Here is a 20,475-nt window from a genome sequence, read left to right on the forward strand (position 1 = left end):
CTCAGTGCCCTCAGTGGTTCATACTCAGTTGTTCTTTTTCCGTGGTGATTGTAGCATAGCGGGCGTTTTCTCACCAGTTGTCCTGAAGCTCCCGACCCCGAGTTCGAATTCTCCAAGGTGTTTCATGAAAAGCGCCGGGGTTGAGGTATAGGTGATCGTGTAGAACCTATCCCCCTTGATGAGCATCACCTGCTTGCTCTGGATCTCAGTTTCCATCTCCTGATGGCGCGCGGAGAGGCAGAAGGCCTTTGCCCCGTCCAGTTCACGCCACTCCTCTGCCGTCACCGAGTAGCCGGGGTAGCTCTGCCGGAACATATCTTTCATTTCTTTCACCGCAGCCTCGGTGAGTTCTTTCTGCCCGCCGGCAGAGGCCCAGGTAACGCTCATGTTCATGCCGGGATCAGCGCGGCAGAAGAAGATGACGTCTATGGGCCGGATATCTCCCTCGTGCCTCGCCCAACCCTCAGGGCAGGTGATACGATACCCGCCGCTGCTGCTCACGTACTCGCGCTTTTCCGCTTTCACTGCGGTGCTCACTTCTTTCCCTTTAGGCGTGCCCTCCCCCTGTGCCCCGGTAAAAGGAACGGGTGCTGCAAAAAAATACGCGAGCACAAAAATTGCCGGCGTCTCTATTCGCCAAAAAGGAGATCGGGCCATGGCCGTATGCGAACCCCCGGTGATCGGTGGAGAAGACTATCGATTTTGCGCAAGGATAATTTATCACGCCGGCGGGTGCGGGGCAAGAACTTGTTTCCCCCCATAGCACAGCGGGACCACGCAGTCCAAAAATGGCGGATAACATATCGAAACGGGCAGCGCGCAGGTTTGACGATTGCTGATAAATGATGTATATTGTATGTGGATAGATAAAACTAGCGAAGCTGCGCCTCCCCGGCGCGTACCGGCACGGGGCGGGCAAACCGACAAGGAGCAAGCCATGGTAACTGCTCGGTCAAGGGGAGATCGCATGAATAAAAAACAGATATCCATGGTGGCGCTCATACTAATCTTCTTGGGAGCTTTCTCCACTTCCGGATCTCTGGCGCAGAATCTTGAGATCTACTGCGTGTGGGGAAATAACCACCAGGGGACATGTACGATGGTCAGGGGACCCAACGGGACGGTGACGCTCCTCGATGAGACCGGTGGATCGCCCGAGGCAAACTTGCTCTACAACGATATCCTTGTCCCCAAAGGGATTACCTATATTCGCTACGCCACCGCCTGTCACTATGACGGCGATCACATCGGCGGGCTCGACGACCTTGTGTCAAAGATGGGCGGCACAAGCCATTTTGGTACCTTCTATGACCGCGGAGGTACAGTGGATGATGATGGCAATGCAATATCAGCGGCTTACCTCGCCACCGTCTCAGGCAAGAGGCAGACGCCGAGCCTGGATGGATCAAGCGATATCGATCTCGGCAACGGCGCTATCATCCGCTTCCTCTCCCTTGGCGCACCAAACACGACACCGGCGCTCTACATAAGGGGGAGGCCTAACGTCACCTCGGGGATATCGGAAAATAATAAATCAATCTCCGTTCTTGTCACCTATAACTGCTTCGACTTCTACTTCGGCAGCGACCTCGAAGGCACAGGTGAACAGGCTGTAGCGCAGGTGGTAACCCAGGACTTGGGCAGAAATATTGATGTTCTCCACGTGGATCATCACGGATCTGACACCCACGGCATAAACTCGCTGACATTCTTTCAAACCATGGATCCGGAAGTAGCGGTGATCTCTGTCTGGAGTAACTCCTACGGGCATCCGAGGAGAGATACGGTGGAAAACCTCGAACAGGTGGTGGAGCCGCTCCCCCAGCGCATCATACGCCTCGCCCCGGGCGACGTGGGCGACCCTGACTGGGCCCCGGAAGATATGCCTTACTGCCTCACCACGAACAGGCACCTGGTGATCACCACGGATGGAATAACCTACACGGTGAGCACTGTCCCCCGCAGCGGCGGTAATGACATAACCGAGCCGGGATTGAACAATCATTCAACTGACCAGGGATGCGTTGCTCCTACCGCCACACCACCACCTCCTCCCACGCCATTGCCGCTCATCCTGCGTCCGGATAAAACAGTTTTCGCAACGGCCGGCAGCATAACGATCACCGCCGATGTCAGGGCGACTGCAAACTTCACGCCCTATGTCCGTCTCGCCCTGCCGGGAGGTAAATATCTCTACCTTATGAACGGCGGCCGGTTTGCGCGGGGGGCGAAACCCTTCATTAAGGGACATCTTACATTGCGTACGGCCATCGCCGGCTACAGAGTGGCCCAGATCGCGTTCTCCGGGATAGCGCCCGGCAACTACGCGCTCCAGGGGGCGCTCGTGAGGAGCGGTCGTATCATTGACGGCATAAACGAGACGACGCTCACCGTGCAATAGTACTGGGAGTTTCCCCTTTTTTGCTAAATACCTTAAATGTTTTACCACGGAGTACACAGAGAAGTTCAAGAGTTTAACCGCGGATTAATATTAACCACAGATGAACACAGATACACACAGATTAATCTCTTCCCAGAAACCAGAAACTAGAAACTGTTGTTGCTGTTTTAACAATCTCCGCTCTCTCCATGCCTCAATAAGTGGAACATTACCCCATCCGCGGCAAAACCTTAATCCGTTTCTCCGTGAGCCTCAGTATTACAAGTGTGCAAAACCTTTTTATTTGAGAAAGTTTTTCAAACTGCATGATGATCTTTTTACCACTGAATAATCTGTGTCTATCTGTGTGAATCTGTGTCACACGTTAATCTCTGTGTCCTCTGTGCTCTCTGTGGTTACTTGAATCTTGGTTGCGGCCCCGCATGCGGGGCCGCGCTGTACTCTCCGTGGTGGAAACGCCATGGCTACTTTCCATAATCTTCAGTTCAATTGCCACAGCTCGCTTCCCATAAGAAATGAGGGGGGATTTGAGTCCCCCCCCTCATCACAGGTGCCTCCTGTTCAGACGATCAGGACTTCGCGCCCATCTTGGCCTTTAACTGCTGCATCTTGCTCGGCGTCGGCGTGTGCGCCTCGTTTATGAATTTGGCAACGCTCGCTGCGGCAGACTTCATGAGCGAGGTCTCATCGCCGCGGAACATCGAGGTGAGCCTGCCGCGGGCAATCGCGCGCCCCAGCTCCTGCCCGCTCGCCTTGTCCTTGACAAACGTGTTCACGGAGAAGAGGCCGGCCTTGGTCACGACCCGCTTCGCCCCCTTGTCAGGCGCCTTGTAATCCGTGACCATGCCGCCGACAACGAGCGTCGGCTCTGCCGAAGCTCCCCCGGTTGCAGGCCCGACGTTCGGGAACAGTCCGCGCGCCTTGATCGCCGCGATGACCTCGTTCTGCAGCTCGTCCACCAGTGCCGCCGGCGCCAGGTCACCCACGCCGCTTGTGAATTTCTCCACCTCGACGTTTTTGTACGTCTTGAGATCAGCGGTGATCGGCTTGATCACCTCAACGTCCGCCTTCTGTCCGGTGGCCTCCTCAAATCCCATCTTCGCGATTGAGAAACACCCCGCCATAGAAAGCGATAGCACCAACAGCAACACGTACCACAGGTACTTCATGGATGCCCTCCTTTCTTGTTACTCTCGCCACATGCAATTCACACTCAATTATGCCGATGCTATCTTAAAAGTCAATAGTGAGCCGCACCCCGAAATGGAGGACAATGTAGGGGTCATCCTACCCGCGTGAGCAACGCGGCAAGCTTGATACTCGCCCGCCTCAGGCGGGAAACTTGTCCTGAGCGAAACCGAAGGATCACGCCCCCACAAATTGCGGTGATACTCATCCCATCATAATTGAGGGACTACGCTCCGGAATATATAGAGTAGTACGCCGAGGGAGAACATGAGATAATTTCTACGTCATTATGGAATCCATCCGTTTTTTCATCCTTGAGAAACGGGGACGATGGGGCGCCGATGTCCTCATCCTCTCCCTTTTCTTTGCCTTCGCATTCTTTCAATGCCTGGGAGAATATCCGCTCATGGACCCTGACGAGGGGCGCTACGCGGAGGTTCCTCGGGAGATGCTCGAGAGCGGGGGATTCGTCACGCCGCACCTCAACTATGTGCACTTCTTCTTCAAACCACCCCTCTTCTACTGGATGAACGTGATCTCACTCAAGGCATTCGGCGAAAGCGAGTTCGCCGTCCGCTTCCCGAGCGCCCTCTGTGGATTCCTCGTGCTCGTGCTGACCTATTTCATCGGGTGGAAGGTGTTCGGGCGCAGGGCGGCGCTACTGTCCGCCGTCATCCTGGGGACCTCCGGAGGCTATTACACCTGTTCGCGGCTCAACCTCATCGATATGCCCCTGACACTCTGCGTAACGGCAGCCCTCGGTTTCTTCCTTCTCGCGTCCATTGAAACGGAGCGACACAGGGGTTTCTATTTCCACTTCTTCTATATCTTCATGGCGCTCGCGGTGCTCATCAAAGGCCTCATCGGGATCATCCTGCCCGGCATGGTGATCTTCTTTTACATGCTCCTCATGCGCCGCTGGCGGCTCCTGCGGGAAATGCGCCTTCTTGCCGGCGCGCTCATCGTCATCGGCATTTGCGCCCCGTGGTTCATACTCGTCTCGGTAAAAAATCCAGGTTTCATGAAGTTCTTCTTCCTCCGCGAGCACGTGGGAAGATTCATCTCGCAGATACACCAGCGCCACGAGTTCTTCGGGTTTTTTGTGCCCGCGCTATTGGGGATGATGTTCCCATGGTCATTCTTCCTGCCCGCGGCTGTTGCTCGATTCTGGAGTGCAAGAAAATCAGATGATTATGCCGCCTGGCTTTTTCTCGTCCTCTGGGCGCTCGTCATTCTCATTTTCTTTTCCTTCTCTGAATCGGCGCTCCTCACCTATATACTTCCGATCTTCCCGGCAGTCGCCCTGCTCACAGGCGCAACACTCTCGGCCGCTTTTGACCGGTGGTCCGGATGGATAAGATGGCCGTCGTTAATCATTGCTCTCGTGTTCTGTGTCGGCGGCGCCGGTGTGATTATATATCCCCATCTCGCTCGCATAACCGAAGTAACCCCGGGCATGTGGATCGCGCCCGGCATCATAGGGATTGTCGGAGGGGTTCTCTCTTTCAGGTTCACGCGGAGGGCGAACGCGGCGGGGCTCTTTTTCACGCTGTGCGTCATGCTGTACCTGATCCAGGTGATCGCGGCTAAAGTGATCCCCACCGTATTCCTCGCTGAGCGAACGACAAAAAAGCTGGCGCTGATCGCGAGGGAGAAAGTGGGGTCGGACACGCTGATCGCGAGCTATATGTACCAACCATCGCTCGCGTTTTACACGCACAGGAAATTCGTCATGGTGGATGCCGATAGCACAATAGACCTCGATCCCAGCCGAGGCCCGGGAGGAGATACCTCCCTGTTCCTTGATATCAACCAGTTCATACAGGCGTGGGACTCAGGCAAACCGATAATCGTCCTCTTGAAGGAGCGCGATCTGGCATCGCTGCGGGAGAAGGTCAAAGCGCCGGCGGTTGTCCTCGGTCAACAGGGCGATAAGATCCTCGCCACCAACCGGTAGGGGAATAGCGATTCACCATCCCCACTATTTCCCGGAACAGACGTAATGCGAGAGGAAGCGCGGTCCCACGCAATTACGACATAGTTCTGGATGTGTCGAAGGGCGGTTGTGAGGCGCGTGATAAAATAGCTACCCACACTACGGAAATAGGAAGCGGCCATTGCCAATGAGCAGGAGAGTATTCCCATGCGCATATTCCTGATTCACATCCGAGACCCACAGTTTTACGCGCTCCCGGAACGAACTCGTGTTAAAAACGGAAATATCCGTGTGACAGGCTTCCCGCCGATCGGAATCATGTCGCTCTCCGCGGTGCTCAGGCGCGCCGGCCACGAGTGCGTCCTGTTCGACCAGGCTAATCCTGAAACACCCCGCGAGGTTATCATCGAGGAGATCCACAGGCAGCGACCGGCCCTCGTCGGCTTGAGTTTCTTGAGCACTACCAGTTACCCGTATGCGAAGATCCTCGCCCGCCAGATCCGCGCCGCCGACGCAAAGGTGTTGCTGGCATTCGGTGGTGTGTTTGCCACGCTGAACGCCGAGCATATCAAGCTTCAGTGCCCCGAGGTGGACTTCGTCTGCCGCGGCGATGGCGAGCAACTCATCCTCGATCTCGTGGAGCGTCTGGACGATCCCGCAGGCGTCGCGGGGCTCACCTGGATGAAGGATGGCCAGGTGGTACACAACCCCAACCGCGAGATGGACCGCGACCTCGACCAGTGGCCGTTCCCCGACCGTGACGGCCTGCCGTTAGAGTTCGTCGAGTCGATGCCGCTCGACGTGCCGGTGGTTTTATCCATGGAGCGCTTCACGACCATGCAGACCTCCCGCGGGTGCCCGTGGCAATGTGTATTCTGCGACGTTCCGATTTTCAGCGAGGGGAAGTGGCGCTCTCGCAGTCCGCAGCACGTGGTTGACGAGTTGGCACACCTGCAAAAACTTGGCTACGGTTCGGTCTACTTTGTCGACGATAACTTCCTTCTGCAGCCCAAGCGGATCGAGGCGATCTGCAAGGGGATCAATGACACCGGGATCACCATCCGGTGGGGCTGCGAGGGGCGCGTTGACTCAGTGGTCCAGCATCTTTTCCCCGCCATGGCCAAGGCACACTGTCATGCCCTTATGTTCGGGATCGAGAGCGGCAGCCAGAAGGTGCTCGATCGGCTGGGAAAGAAGCATACGCTGGCGGAGGTTGAGAGCGCGGTGGCGAACGCCAAGCGGGCGGGAATCGATATCGTCCACGGGTTCTTTGTCGTCGGCAGTCCGGATGAGACCATCGAGGATATGAAAGCAACCTTCGATTTCGCATCAAGGATCCGACTGGATACCTTCTCGTTCAACCGCCTCTGCGTCTACCGCGGCACACCGCTCTGGCAGGAGTACGTAAAACGCGGCTTGATACAAGACGAGACCGATTGGTACAAGTACTTCAAATGCTCCGAGATCGATCCCACCTGCCTTTCGGGCGAGGTGATCAACCGCGAGCGCATCGCCGGCATGCGGCGGCTCTTTCTCTACAAGATGACGCATTACCCGGGCCAAATGCTGCGCATACTTCGCCGCTTCGCCCGCTCTATGCCGCTGTGGGACATTCTGTATCTCATTATTAAGCCCTTCCTCGGGAAGAAGCGCGGCAGGACGAGGGCGGAACGGGTGTCGCGCGCGGTCACGTGAGGGATGAATCGAAGGCCTGATGCCACAAAAAATAAACCGGAGATTCAAGGCAGTTTTACCCCAACCCTCCGGTTCGAATACTTCCAAGCGGTATTTTTCTAACGCTGCTTTTACCAGAAACTAGTGACTATTGACTGTTGTTGCTGTAGTACTGGCGCCCCACACGGTTGCCAGTTGGAACCAGATTGTCAATTGGCTGAACGAAATGAATATCCTGAGAGAATCCTTTGCCGAATCCGCTATTTAGCGCCCTTCAGCCTGCTTTACTCACACCCCTCTTGGGTTTGGAACCTCGATCCTGATATCACTATTATTTCCTCGCTGTATGGCAAGCGTAACTGCTCAGGAGCCAGAATTCAGGAGTCAGGAGCCAGGAGTTGGAATGAGGACGCCGGCGGCGACATTTGAGGACTTGGGATACGGCGATGTTTCCGAGTTAATGCAGTTACTCGAAGAGGTCAGCAAGCTCCTGGAAGCTTATGCGCGATCCATTCCGGATTCTGGCTCCTGACTTCTGACTACCTGAGTAGTTACGAGTTTTGACACGAAAGGGCCACGCTCTTTATCTGGCATCCGGAATGCGGTATAATTTGGGGGCCCGCCACCTTATCACAGGCGGACGGTAATCCCGTGGCATTTATGCGACGACCCTCGCACAATCGCCCAGGCGCCGTGCGCCTGGCTGTTGCTCTGCTTTCTACCGCGCTGTCCCTCTGCCTCCCCGCACGCGCCTGGGATAAGGGCACGGCGGATGCGATCAGGGGAGCGGCCCGTTCGTCCCTACCCGGCGAGATCGCGGCCTTTCTCGAACGGGAGAACTCGTTTTTCATCCAGGGGTGGGAGGCCGACGAGGAGACCCTCGCACGCTACGCGGGCTTCGCCACATACGACAGCGCGGGCTACGCCGCGGGGAAGCTGGGCTCCCAGATAACGCTGCTGCGCGACCTGTTCCCGCGTGAACGAACTCCTTACATGGCATACCGCCTGGGGATCCTTGCGCGACTCGTGGCGGACCTCAACTCTCCCTTTGCGACCGCCTCCTCTCCTCAGGAACAGAAGCTGCGCGGCCGGTTCATGCGGGATGTCGAGGCCCACCGTGCCGCGCTGCGAGGCGCGCCGCAGCCGCCGCGCGTTCTCCGTAACCCCGGCGCGGCCGTCGCGACCGCTGTGAAAAGGGCCTCCGGGTGGGCGGGCCCGGTGCGGGCGCAGTATCTCTCGGGCAGGGGGTACAACGTCATCGTGCAGCAGGCCGCTGCGACATTCTATCGGGCGTCTGCGCAGATGGTGCCGGATGTACTCTTCACAGTCGGGTCCGGCGGAGGCGGCACAGCGGAACTCGGCGCGCGATACGGCTACTATAACGACGCCTGCGATTACTATCTCCGGCGTGGAATGGCGCAGGATGCGCTCGCGGCGTACAACAGTGTTGCAGACATTGCCCCCGCGATCCAGGCCGGCAGCATGGTCTCTCTCCAGGACGCGGTGGAAAAGTACAGTCTCAATCTCCACATTCTCTCACTGGAGGAGAACCTGCGGAAGGCGGGGATCTCTCCGGAGCGGAAGGCGGGGGAGCAACTGATGGCGTCTTTCCTTTCAGGGCTCGCACGATTCGCGGTGCGCAGCCTGGACGCCCGGCGGGAGGAGGACTCCCGATTCGCGCTGTCGCTCTGCCTGCGCGAGGGTTACCTCCCCGACCGGACGCTGCAGAATTGCCGGCGCCTCTACGGACTGGAGGGGCTGAAGAACCTTGATGTGCCCGAGAACGCGTGGAAGATCTACCGAGAGGCCAACAGCTTCGAGGCAGCTGCCGGCAGGGCCTGCGATGAGGGGAAACTCTGGGTGGCCAACGACTCGTTCCTCCATGCGGCGGCGCTGTACTCCGCCATCCCCGAGAGCGTGCGGGAGCTGAACCGTGCGAGCAACGCGAGAATAGAGCAGATCAGGGGAATGATGCGATCGCTCCCGCTGTCCGCGCTGCTCTCGGAGAATCTCTTCCATGCCGCCGTTGACTCCCTGGCAGCCGGGAACGGGGACGCCGCGGTACGCGATCTCCAGCTCATCCAGACCTGGAAGCCCGGCGATGCCGAGGTGCGCGCCACCATCGGCGATGCTGAGGCGCTCCGGATTTTCACACAGGGGAAACAATTCGTGGAAAGCGGTGACTACGCACGCGCCGCAGAACAGTTCCGCGGACTGGTGCAGCGCTACCCCGGCAGCCCGCTCTCCGCCTCCGCCCGGGAGATGCTCAAGCTATACGAGAAGATGCAGGCCGAGAATAGAGGAAAGCTCCTGACCCTGCTGCGGTCGGCGTACGAGGCGTCGTTCGTCGGCGACGAAGACACGGTCTACCAGCTCTGCGACGAGATACTCGCCTCCCATCCCGAGGACGACCTCCGGGACAGGGCGCAGCTGCTGATCGCGGTGGCGTGGTACGAGTCCAACGGTAAGGGCTACCAGAAAATCGACCGGATATTCAGGGACCTGCTCAAGCAGCAGGTCATTGAGCAGGATGGTGACGAGCTCGTCATGAAAAAGAGCATGGATTTTTATTTCGGCCTCGCGGATCCTTTCCCGCGGATGGAGCTCTCGGAGTTCAAGGAATCTGTCCTGGCGAAGCTTGGCCCCAAGGGCGCCGGGCTTCTGTCGTCGGAAGAGGGTGCCGCCTCGGCGAAGGAGTTGGAGAGTGCGAAGGACGAGGCGCAGGGGGCCCTTGACGATATCGACGCGAAAATCGAGCAAGCGGAGGAAGCCATCTCGGAGGTGGAGAGCGATCGCAACATGGAGCTTGAGAGTCAGGGGGAGGACCTGGATGATGCGCGCGACATCCAGAGCGAGGCGAAGACCCTTTTTGAAGACGGCGACTACGAGGGGGCGAGGAAGAAGGCGGAGGAGGAGGCCGCGGAGGTGGAGAGGATCACGGAGCAGATGGAGTAACTCAAGGATTAAAGTATCCGGGTGAGCGATAATGATGAGGTGAGCGAGGAGTGAGAACGAAGAAAGCGGCAAAGGTGTACCGAGCCTTGTCGGAGGCATGGGAGCGCAACAGGATGCTGTATCTCTGCGTGCTCGCGTCCGTGCTCGCTCATTTCTTCGCCCTCGTATCCGTGGGGCCTCCGTGGAGGGCACGGGAGTCGCGGTTAAAGCCCCGGGCGGTGAAAGTCGTCTCGCTCAGGATCATGCCGAGGATGGTCGCCCCCGCGCACCCCGAGGAGAAGCGCCCGTCGGCACCGACCGTCAGCGCGCCCCCCGCGCCTGCCCCCCGCAAGGCCCCGGAGAAGGTGTATACGCGGGAGGCTGAACGGGATCTCGCACGACGGCGTTCGCAGGAGGTCATGGGCAAGTTCGCCCGCCCACCGGCCGCAAGGGCGAGGGACGTACTGTTGGAAAAGGGCAAGGAGGCCCGGGCGTGGGCGTCGCGGGAGTTTGCCGCGTATGAGGAGTCCCTCACGCATGAGGAGGCGGGTGAAGTGGGCTTCCGGCGGGTCGTAGATCTTAAGGCGAGCTCTGATTCCCAGATCTCCCGGCTCATGGAACACTACAAGATGAAGATCGGGTACGGCAGTCGCGCCGTCACCGATCTTAACCTCCAGTTCACCTCCGCGTGGCTCCTCACAAAGGGGCAGATCAGGAACTATCTCGCGAGACACACCGTCGCAGGGTCCAGGAAGATCCTCGCATCCCCGTCCCCCGGGGTATCGGAGGTAGCGCTCAGGGAGTCGGGGGAGGGGGCGCCGCGGCCGTACATCGAGCCCACTATCGCCGCGCTCGCGGCGCTTCTCGCGGCGGAGGAAAAATATTTCTCCTCCACCGGGGCGTCGCCGGAGGAACTGGAGTGCCTGGTGTTCATGCCGGTCTGGAGCTACCGCGGGCCGGCGTTCACCGTCGCGCGGGCGGAGAAGAAAGGCGTCCCGCAGAAAGAAAAACAGAGGGACGGGATAAGGATGGCGGATGGCACGGTGGCACAGGATGCGCGCAGATGAACGCGGATAAGGGAAGGGATCTTCTGCACGCCGATGAACACAGGTAGGCACCACAACAGGGTAACTGCTAAGGAGCCAGAATTCAGGAGTCAGGAGCCAGGAGTTGGAATGAGGACGCCGGCGGCGACATTTGAGGACTTGGGATACGGCGATGTTTCCGAGTTAATGCAGTTACTCGAAGAGGTCAGCAAGCTACTGGAAGCTTATTCGCGATCCATTCCGGATTCTGGCTCCTGACTTCTGACTACCTGAGTAGTTACACAACAGGAAGCAAAAGGGGAGGCATCGAAAATGCGGGCGATGCGAGTTCTAGGGATAACAGAGAAAGGAGGCGATGCTATGCGAAGGTTAAAATGGGGCCGGGTGGCATTTGCCGCACTGGCGGCGGTCGCTGCGGCGGCAACTGCACTCGGGGCGGATGATTCCTGGCTCTCGCTGCGGTATCACTCGCTGGCGAAGGGGGGCGTGCTCATGATCCCGCTCGCGGCGTGCTCCGTGCTCGCCGTGGCGTTCGCCGCGGAGCGGTTCATCATGATGCGGCCGGACAAGATTGTTCCCCTGGATTTCGTAAAAGAGGTGAGGGATCTCACGGCGCAGGGGAAGTTCGCGAAGGCCGTCGAGCTCTGCCGGGCGCACAAGAACCCGGTCTCCTCGGTTTTCCGCGTGGCCCTCATGCTCAGCGAGAAACCATCGATGACCAACGACATCATCCGGAGCACCGTGGAGGACCTGGGGGCGCGCGCGATCGACGAGCTCGCCCTCCGGATCAAGCCGCTGCTCATGATCTCCAACATCAGCCCGCTCCTGGGGTTGCTGGGGACGGTGTTCGGTATCATACAAGCGTTCAACGTCGTGGCGTCTGAGGCGGGGCTGGGGAGGGCCGACCTCCTGGCGGCCGGCATCTCGATGGCGCTGATCACGACCGCCGCGGGGCTCACGATCGCCATCCCCGCTCTGGCGTGCTTCTATTACTTCAGGGGACTTCTGGAAGGCAGTATTTCCGAGCGGATGGAGATCACGCTGCGGGCCTTTATGGAGGATTTCGTTGAGGGAAGGGGGAAAAAATGAGGATCTTGCGCAGGAAGTCAACCGAGGGGGACGAGCTCAACCTGGTTCCCCTCATTGACGTCGTCTTCAATCTTCTTGTCTTCTTCCTCGTCGCCACCTCCTTCCAGCGGGTGCAAAGGGAGCTGCAGGTGGAGCTCCCGCGGGCGAAGAGCGCGGAGACGGCCGCGATGGACATGCAGCCGATCTACGTGACAGTGGACCGGGAGGGCGTCATCACGATGGGCGAGAAAAAGGTGTCACTAGAGGAGCTGCCGAAGACACTGCGCGAGTCGGCCCGGGAGGTGCGGAGGCCGAGGGTTTTCGTCCGCGGTGACGCCAAGACCTACCACCAGAACATCGTTGCCGTGTTGAATTCGTGCCAGGAGGCGGGGATCACGGACGTTTCCCTGGCGACGGAGAAATGAATCCCCACAACAGTGGGGTGTGGGGTCAGTAACCCCTCAGTTATAGGGGGGAAACAGTATGGACGATCATCCACTGATTTCACGGATGAGCGCGGATTTTATTAATGGGAGTGCCTAATCTTTTACACATCCACGCGCTGTCATTGCGATCCCGCAAAGCGGGAGAAGCAATGACGTATCAAACATTTCCTGCTCTCAGTAATAAACGGGTCATCAGTGTAAATCCGTGCCTGCACACCGGAGTGCGTTTTGGCACGCAGGCGTGTCAATCCGTGGATGAAAACACTGAGTGGAGTGAATTAGTGCCCCCCATAAGTGACCCATTACTGGGGTCAAGTCTTTATCCTTGACAATTGGAAGCATCGTGAAGCGCCGGCGTTTTCCGGACAAGGCACTTCGGCTCATTCAGCCTCCGGCTTCATTCGCTCAGTGCCAAAATAAAAAGAGCCCGCATCAGGGCTCTTTTTATTTCGGCGCCCCACACGGTTGCCAGTTGGAACCAGATTGCTACTTGGCTTCGGGGAATCAACACCCTTCGGGAAGCAGAAGCTGCTTGTGCGGTATAGAGGCTCGTCCCCACCTGCTTCCTCGCCTACTCAGAACGTCCCTCTTGGGATTGGAACCGAGATATTGATAGATTATCCAGGAGGCACAGCGAGACGATCTGTTCACGCAGGCGGCATGACGATTGCGCTCACCTTAGCCCTGCTACTTCTATCCGCCTCAATTCCACACCTCAGCATTGTGCAAATACACCCTTTAGTGCAGATTGAAGCCGTTCGAAACCTCGACCGGCGGCTTGGCCGGGTACTGCCTGTTGTCGCGACGGATCAATGCCGCAGCGAACACCCAGCGCCCCGCCGCGCCTCTTGGCGCCCTGAATGAGAGATTGCCGCTCGACTTGACGCCGTTGACGGGGAATTTCACGCGAGAATATGTCGGCTTGAGAGTTCGCGGATTATAGCGCACGGGTTTGAGCTTCGAGTTGAAGATGAACAGGGCCTTGCTGGATACAATCTGCTGCACGGTCAATGGACTATTCTCCGAGGGCGGATTGAGGACGGCGGCAATGTACACCGCGCAGGGCACGCCGGTGAACCCGTACCTGTCCTGGAAAGATTCCCATGTGAGGTTTATCTTCTCTCCTGGATTAAATACTGCTCCATTGGTAACTCCCAGCTCAAGGTAGTACGGGGTAGGTGTCGCGGTGGGCGTAGATGTCGAGGTGATAGTGGGTATCGGTGTTGTGGTCGGCACTTTAGGTGTCGGGGCGATCGTGGGTGTCGGTGTAGTGGTCGGCGCCTGCTGAATGCTATAGAGGCAATGATCATACGAGCCAACATACACCTTCCCATCCGAACCTATCGCGGGCGAGGAATATATCCAGTCCCCGGTTTTATAACTCCAGTCAAGGCTCCCGTCTGAATTGACGCTATAGAGTGAATTATCCTGTGAACCAACATACACCTTCCCATCCGAGCCTATCGCGGGCGAAGAATATATCAAGTCCCCGGTTTGATAACTCCAGTCAAGGCTCGCGTCTGAATTGATGCTGTAGAGGGAATGATCCTTAGAGCCAACATATACCTTTTCATCCGAACCTATCGCGGGCGAAGAAGATATCTGGTCTCTGGTTTTATAACTCCAGTCAAGGTCCCCTTTTGAATTGATGCTGTAAAGGGAGTTATCCAACGAGCCAATATACACCTTCCCATCCGAGCCTATCGCGGGCGAGGACCATTCCCATATTATGGCGTTCCCTGTTTTATAACTCCAGTCAAGGCCCCCGTTTGAATTGATGCTGTAGAGGGAGTTATCCCACGAGCCAACATAGACTTTCCCATCCGAACCTATCGCAGGCGAGGAATAATATATCTGGTCCCCGGTGTTATAACTCCAGTCAATGCTCCCGTTCGAATTGATGCCATAGAGGGATTTATCGTCTGAGCCAATATACACCTTCCCATCCGAACCTATCGCGGGAGAGGAACGTATGGAGAATCCGGTTTTATAACTCCAGCCGAAGGCCGCGTTGGAATTGATGCTATAGAGGGAATTATCTGCAGAGCCAACATACACCTTCTCATCCGAACCTATCGCGGGAGAGGAATCTATCAAGGCCGCGGTTCTATAACTCCAGTCAAGGCTCGCGTCCGAATTGATTCTATAGAGGCGATTATCGGGATAGTAAGAGCCCACATACACCCACCCGTCCGAACCTATCTCGGGAGAGGAATTTATCCAGCTCCCAGCTTTGTAGCTCCACGCCAGAGACGGTATGGACGGGCCGGCGTAATCGCTCAGGCCCGTGTGCCGGAGATTCTGGTGAAACATCGGCCACTGGCCAACAGGTTGAGCAGATGCAGGATAAACGAAAAAGGCAGCGATAAAAAGAGACGCCGCTGCTGAGATAAATGTACATGACTTCATAATCCCTCCTCAGGGACGCCGCTTCGCACATTACTGTAATTCAGCCCATCAACTCCGGATAATATCTCAAATCCTATGCAGCAGCAAGTTTGAAGTGTCCCACTCTCAGCAAAGCTATATTGCTCGCCACCATATATGGTATTTTTGTGTTGTGGATAAACGCCTGCATGATCCTGCGGGGCGCGACATTGCAGGAGTGGAATCTGCTAGATAAGATATGCTACACTAAAATATAAATGGTGAAGTACATGCTCTGTTTCGCAGCAGTTTTCGCGCTCGCCGCTCTTCCCCGCGTGGAAGCGGCCTTAGATGCCGACCCTGCCCTTATCGTGGTGAGTCCTGATGCGTATGTCGGGGAGGCCGTGACGGTCGCGGTGAAGTTTACAAAGATCGACAACGGGAGCGAGCCGTGGGAGGAGCAGGCCAACCTGAAGGCGAGCTCGAAGATCAAGTTCACGGCCGCCCCCCTCGCCGAGATCAAGTGCTATGCCAGCCGCACGCCGCGGAACATGGAGGTGATCGAGGGGCTCAAGAAAGGAAAGAAGCTCATCCTCACCGGCGCCATCAGAAGATACCGGATGGAGGTGAAAACAACCCATCATCAGATGGTGACTGCTACCGGCAGGAGGCGTACGGTGGAGCGCGAAGAGAAGGGGCGCATACGCACACGGTATGCGTTCATTGTCGAATCCATTGTGCGGGCGGAATAAGACCTCTCACCCCTGGACAGGGGTTCGAGGTCAACAATTCGCAGGGCGAATTTTTAAAGGAAGTGGGGGTATGAGAAGAGCAGTCGCGGCGGCGCTGTGGGTCATTGCGGGCTTGGAGGTGTACGGCCCGGCGTGGGCGGCGGTGCTTAAGAAGGCAGACCCCGCCAGGATCGCAGCAGATCCGGGTGCATATGTCGGGGAGGCCGTGACGGTCGCGGTGAAGTTTACAAAGATCGACAACGGGAGCGAGCCGTGGGAGGAGCAGGCCAACCTGAAGGCGAGCTCGAAGATCAAGTTCACGGCCGCCCCCTTCGCCGAGATCAAGTGCTATGCGGACCGCACGCCGCGGAACATGGAAGCGCTCACGGGCATTAAAAAAGGGAAGCAGCTCATCCTCACCGGCGCTATCAGAAGATACCGGACGAAAGTGCACGTAACGTACCATCGAAAGGTAAAGGCTACCGGCAAGTGGATTACGGTGAAGCGTGAAGAGAAGGCGCGCATCCGATATGCGTTCATTGTCGAAACCATCGCGCGGGCGGAGTAAGAGCTCGCGTTTCCGGCAAGGAGCATCCGCGATCAAATTAGCTACGCACTCACTAATGTTCGCCGGATTGATGTTGCGTACGGTTCTTCCGGAATCAGGAGTAACCCAGATATATGATAAGGGGGGACGTGGTGGACGAAGAGAAGGCGCCGCGCAATCGCAACAGGTAAGCCAGCAGGTAGGGGGCCTTCCGACGATTCACTCCTCCTTTGAGGGAGTCCGACGGTGGTTCCCGGTCACTGTCCTATTGTGAATCTACCGCTAGCCTCCAGGAACGCATCCTGCCTGCCCGTGATTCTGGTCTGCGAATCGAAGAACGCCGCAACCACCTCGTAGGCGCCGATGGGTGCTCCTCCGGAAATAGTTGTAAAGATCAATCGAAAGTTAAACGGGGCGTTGAGCCTTGGCACATTCGCCGCTACTGGCGCAAGCTTGGGGGTGAGCGTAAGCGCATTGAGCATCGAACCGCCGGGGAGAATGATTATCGCAAATGCCGTGAACGGCCTTTCGATCGACTCATTCAACTGGAACGTGGCCTCGAAATGGTCTCCGGCTTTCAAGCTGCTTCCGCTTAGGAGCATCTCAGCCTGCGGAGCGGACAAACCGAACGAAAACACGGTGCCATTATAGAATGTCCCACCGCTATAGGTCATCCCGTAGAGGTTGTTCCCGATCGACAGCAGAGGCCCGGCAAATCCCACCGGGCCATCGCGCTGGGAGTCGTTGAAGTTATGGAGGATTGTATAGCCCGAGCCGTCGGTCTGAATGGAATAAAGGGTTCCGCCCTCGGTCGACCCGCCGGTACCGGTCAAGCCATAGAGCGTTCCGCCTTTCAGAAGCACGTCGCCCGGGTTTTCGCCGTCACCGGGTTCGCCGATAAAACTGTGGAGAATTTGATAGTTCGCCCCATTTGTGCCTATGGAAAATATTGTCCCCTTAGAACTAGAGCCCCCGGTATTGGTCACGCCGTAAAGCGTTTGCGTCCCGCTGTCCATCACCAGAGTCCCATCCGCTCCTACTCCGTCGGATGGCTCGCCGGTAAAGTTGTGCAGTATCGTATGACCGCTGCCATCGACATTCATGGAGAATATAACCCCCGATCCCCAGACTCCCGGGCCGGTGCCGCCCTCGTGGGTCATCCCGTAAAACTTGCCTCCATCCAGGATCAAGGAACCGAATGGCGACATCCCATCTCCGGGTTTGCCCGCAAAGCTATGCAAAGACGTACAACCAGTACTCACCTCGCCCGTGGTTTTTGAGAATACCACGCCTACATGATTCGCGCCGCCGTAGCGGGTCATGCCATAGAGTTTCCCGCCCGATAAAAGCAAACTGCCCTCGGGCCCTAAGCCTGGGTTAGCCGGTGTATCACCGAAATCGTACAGGTAGCCATAACCCGAGTCGCCGATATTGACGAAAAATATCATTCCCTTATCAGCAAAGCCGCCATAACAGGCCATCCCATACAATCTATTATTAATGCTATCCAATGTCAGGCCGCCGAACGGCAGTCTTCCGTCATCGTCATATTGGGTGCCTGCAGGATGAAAACTGTGAAGAACTGAATAGTCGGAACCGTCCGGTTTAAGCGAGAATATGGTCCCCCACCCCTGGGCTGTGTCTCCGCTTCCTCCTTCTTGCGTCATCCCGTACAGTTTGCTGCCATCCGTTATCAAGCCCTGGCCCATTGGTCGCTGCCCGTCGGATAGAGCGCCTGCGAACGAGTGGATAATGTTCAGGCTCTGGGCACACATACCACACCAGGGGATGAAACAGCTGAATGTCATTGCCAACAATCCCGCCGTTAGTCTCATGTGCCGCATGTGCCATCTCCTCTCTAGGGTATATATGAAGTTTACATCATCCATGCAAATATATCAAACCCATAAATGCATTTTGAGGGAATGCACGGGTACATTGTAAACAGGAAGTGGGATGGCGCCCGGGGTGGGCCGTTTGGGGTCAAATCTTTATCCTTGACAATTGGAAGCATCTTGAAGCGCCGGCGTTTTCCGGACAAGGCACTCCGGATCATTCAGCCTCCGGCTTCATTCGCTCAGTGCCAAAATAAAAAGAGCCCGCATCAGGGCTCTTTTTATTTTGGCGACGCAAACAGAGTTTGCTCAAACCATCCAGATTGTTCTACCTAACTTGATACATCATTGCAAAAAGAGGAATCCCAGCCGCTGATTCCCAAAGAAATCTTCTCGCTATTCCCGGCGGTCGAAATGGCTAGTTTTGAGTGCCCGGCGCCAAATTCCAGGAAAAGTCAGTCATTTGATCGGCGGGACTCCTCCCTTCCACGTACCCCAGTGTGAAATTATATAGCGTGTGACCTCGCTCCCGACACGGTATGCGTTTTCAATCGCAAGTGGATATCCGGGATTGTCCGAGCTGAGTGCCGCACCGAGGGATTGTATCGCAGACTGGCCGGGGTACTGCTGGTCAAAATCAGCAGCACAACGCAATATCATAACCCGGTTGGGATCCACTAATCCTGCCTGGGCGAGGCGCATCAGTGCCGTCGAAATGCCGCTATCCTCCATGCTTGTCATAGCATAACTGCCGGCGCCTCCCGTCCATTGCGTCATCCACCACTCAGACCATTCGCTCATAATTGCACCTACCTTGAAAGTACTTCCCGCGATGCAATCTCCTTTTGTCACAAATGGCGGTTGCCGGGCGGGAAGGTCAGCCGGGTAATTATTCCGGTAATCCTGGGCCTGTTGACTATCGAGCAACGGAGTGTCCTTTGAGAGACGATATGCCCATTCAACCAGTACAGGATTGAGGTGAAAAACCTCGGTTCCTATGAACATGCCGTCGCACCAGGGCTCGGTGCAACCAAGGCGGAACCTGGGGTAGGTCCATTCCAAGGGCATCTCGCGGACGTCGATCTCGTGACATAGATCGCTGTCTACAATCCATTCCGCCCATGCCGCCGCACCAAGGGTGCCGGCGCGTGGTACCGTTCCTGCCAGACCTGCCACCATGCAGTAGGCATTTCGAAGGTCCAGATCCGGGTTGAGGCCCACTGCCATAAGCGACGCCGTCGCATTAGCCGTTCCCATGCCGGTGATAGTGAGGCAATGTCCCGCATCGTTGCAGTAGAGCTTCGAATAAGCTCCGGGTATTTGGAGCTCCCGGGTCATCCCCTCATTTTCGACCCAGAGCTGGGCTTCTCCCGGGAAATCGCCACGCACATCCCCATCTTCGAACACAACTATCGTGAGCACCTTGATCGGGAACCTGCCTGGCTTCACAACAGTCAGTGCATCCGCGTCGTAGGTCAGCACATTCTTCCGCAGGGGGTCCGCACCTTCGGGGAGGACTGCAATGAGGGCTGTCCACGTGCCGAGCTGCATGTTCTCATTGACGGTGAACGAAGACTGGCTCTCGCAACGGCACGCGGATGGATTGACGACCCCTTTGTAATAAGGTTGAAAACCTCCCACCATTTGACCGGCCGGCGTAATAGAATAACTCTCTCCTGAAGGGGATATGAGGGATAGATAAACATCCACCCTTTTTTCCCCAAGGGGAGGGATACAACCGTAGCAATCTAACTGATCCCCTGGAGATACGACATTTTCTTCAAGAAAAAGGAGCGCATTATTGCATGCGACGGGTGTGGGGGTGGGGAGGATATAGGGGTCCAGAATTGCATCCCGCCTGCTATGGAATGGTGTACGCCGTGAGTGTTCGGCCGGCTGAGCATGACATACACTGATGTGGTTAGACGCAATATATAACAGAACAAACACGATAAACGGATGAACAAATTGTTTCATATACTCCTGCACTGTTTATAACAAATTGTCTGTAATAGACAACAGAAAATTGGTAATGGGTCACTTATGGGGGGCGCTAATTCACTCTACTCAGTGTTTTCATCCACGGATTGACACGCCTGCGTGCCACAACGCACTCCGGTGTGCAGGCACGGATTTACACTGATAACCCGTTTATTACTGAGAGCAGGAAATGTTTGACACGTCATTGCGAGAACACCGAGTCCCGCTAAGCGGGACGAGGCGGACGTGGCAATCTCAACTCTATGGGTTTTCGATTCCCATTTGTGCGGTTCATCTCTTCTGGAATGTTAGATCTCGCCCA

General features: G+C 56.7%; 15 protein-coding genes. 10 read left to right on the forward strand and 5 right to left on the reverse strand.

What is annotated here, in order from left to right:
• Nucleotides 1-24 precede the first annotated feature (24 nt).
• Entirely contained in the window at nt 25-525 is a 501-nt protein-coding gene (locus NTX71_11775; GenBank protein ID MCX6340577.1) for a DcrB-related protein, read from the reverse strand.
• 442 nt (nt 526-967) lie between these two features.
• On the opposite strand from NTX71_11775, the gene NTX71_11780 reads away from it, so the two are divergent.
• The gene (locus tag NTX71_11780) at nt 968-2,401 is read left to right on the forward strand and encodes a hypothetical protein (GenBank protein MCX6340578.1); all 1,434 of its coding nucleotides are present in this window, start codon (nt 968-970) and stop codon (nt 2,399-2,401) included.
• 569 nt (nt 2,402-2,970) lie between these two features.
• Here the strand turns inward: NTX71_11780 and NTX71_11785 are convergent.
• Nucleotides 2,971-3,570, reverse strand: coding sequence for a hypothetical protein (locus NTX71_11785; protein ID MCX6340579.1), 600 nt, complete (start codon nt 3,568-3,570; stop codon nt 2,971-2,973).
• A gap of 308 nt (nt 3,571-3,878) precedes the next feature.
• Here NTX71_11785 and NTX71_11790 point away from each other — a divergent pair, with 308 nt between their 5' ends.
• The 7 genes from NTX71_11790 to NTX71_11820 all read left to right on the forward strand — a co-directional run bounded on the left by NTX71_11790 (nt 3,879) and on the right by NTX71_11820 (nt 12,672).
• On the forward strand, nt 3,879-5,546 hold the full coding sequence (locus NTX71_11790) for a glycosyltransferase family 39 protein (protein MCX6340580.1): 1,668 nt from the start codon (nt 3,879-3,881) through the stop codon (nt 5,544-5,546).
• A 186-nt stretch (nt 5,547-5,732) separates the two neighbouring features.
• Nucleotides 5,733-7,220, forward strand: a complete 1,488-nt coding sequence (locus NTX71_11795; GenBank protein ID MCX6340581.1) for a radical SAM protein — start codon at nt 5,733-5,735, stop codon at nt 7,218-7,220.
• A 639-nt stretch (nt 7,221-7,859) separates the two neighbouring features.
• Nucleotides 7,860-10,154 carry a hypothetical protein gene (locus tag NTX71_11800; GenBank protein ID MCX6340582.1) on the forward strand — a complete coding sequence of 765 codons (2,295 nt, stop codon included), beginning with the start codon at nt 7,860-7,862 and terminating at the stop codon, nt 10,152-10,154.
• Between the two features lie 50 nt (nt 10,155-10,204).
• Nucleotides 10,205-11,200, forward strand: a complete 996-nt coding sequence (locus tag NTX71_11805) for a hypothetical protein (GenBank protein ID MCX6340583.1) — start codon at nt 10,205-10,207, stop codon at nt 11,198-11,200.
• Nucleotides 11,201-11,233: 33 nt separating this feature from the next.
• Nucleotides 11,234-11,437, forward strand: coding sequence for a hypothetical protein (locus NTX71_11810; GenBank protein ID MCX6340584.1), 204 nt, complete (start codon nt 11,234-11,236; stop codon nt 11,435-11,437).
• 102 nt (nt 11,438-11,539) lie between these two features.
• Complete coding sequence (locus NTX71_11815; protein ID MCX6340585.1) at nt 11,540-12,268, forward strand: MotA/TolQ/ExbB proton channel family protein; 729 nt, start codon at nt 11,540-11,542, stop codon at nt 12,266-12,268.
• The gene (locus NTX71_11820; GenBank protein ID MCX6340586.1) at nt 12,265-12,672 is read left to right on the forward strand and encodes a biopolymer transporter ExbD; all 408 of its coding nucleotides are present in this window, start codon (nt 12,265-12,267) and stop codon (nt 12,670-12,672) included. The genes NTX71_11815 and NTX71_11820 overlap by 4 nt, the downstream gene beginning before the upstream one ends.
• Nucleotides 12,673-13,431: 759 nt before the next feature.
• On the opposite strand, the gene NTX71_11825 is transcribed toward NTX71_11820, so the two are convergent.
• Complete coding sequence (locus NTX71_11825; protein MCX6340587.1) at nt 13,432-15,102, reverse strand: PQQ-binding-like beta-propeller repeat protein; 1,671 nt, start codon at nt 15,100-15,102, stop codon at nt 13,432-13,434.
• Nucleotides 15,103-15,350: 248 nt separating this feature from the next.
• Between NTX71_11825 and NTX71_11830 the strand changes: the two genes are divergently transcribed.
• Nucleotides 15,351-15,812 carry a hypothetical protein gene (locus NTX71_11830; GenBank protein ID MCX6340588.1) on the forward strand — a complete coding sequence of 154 codons (462 nt, stop codon included), beginning with the start codon at nt 15,351-15,353 and terminating at the stop codon, nt 15,810-15,812.
• A gap of 70 nt (nt 15,813-15,882) precedes the next feature.
• Nucleotides 15,883-16,359 carry a hypothetical protein gene (locus NTX71_11835; GenBank protein ID MCX6340589.1) on the forward strand — a complete coding sequence of 159 codons (477 nt, stop codon included), beginning with the start codon at nt 15,883-15,885 and terminating at the stop codon, nt 16,357-16,359.
• Nucleotides 16,360-16,595: 236 nt separating this feature from the next.
• Here the strand turns inward: NTX71_11835 and NTX71_11840 are convergent, their stop codons facing one another.
• Nucleotides 16,596-18,146 (reverse strand): hypothetical protein, encoded by a 1,551-nt coding sequence (locus NTX71_11840; protein ID MCX6340590.1) that lies wholly within the window; start codon nt 18,144-18,146, stop codon nt 16,596-16,598.
• A gap of 486 nt (nt 18,147-18,632) precedes the next feature.
• Nucleotides 18,633-19,817: a purine nucleoside permease gene (locus NTX71_11845; protein MCX6340591.1), complete on the reverse strand. Its 1,185-nt coding sequence runs from the start codon at nt 19,815-19,817 to the stop codon at nt 18,633-18,635.
• Nucleotides 19,818-20,475 lie beyond the last annotated feature (658 nt).

It is taken from the genome of Candidatus Auribacterota bacterium (genome assembly GCA_026392035.1).
Lineage (GTDB): Bacteria > Auribacterota > Tritonobacteria > UBA1439 > UBA1439 > JAPLCX01.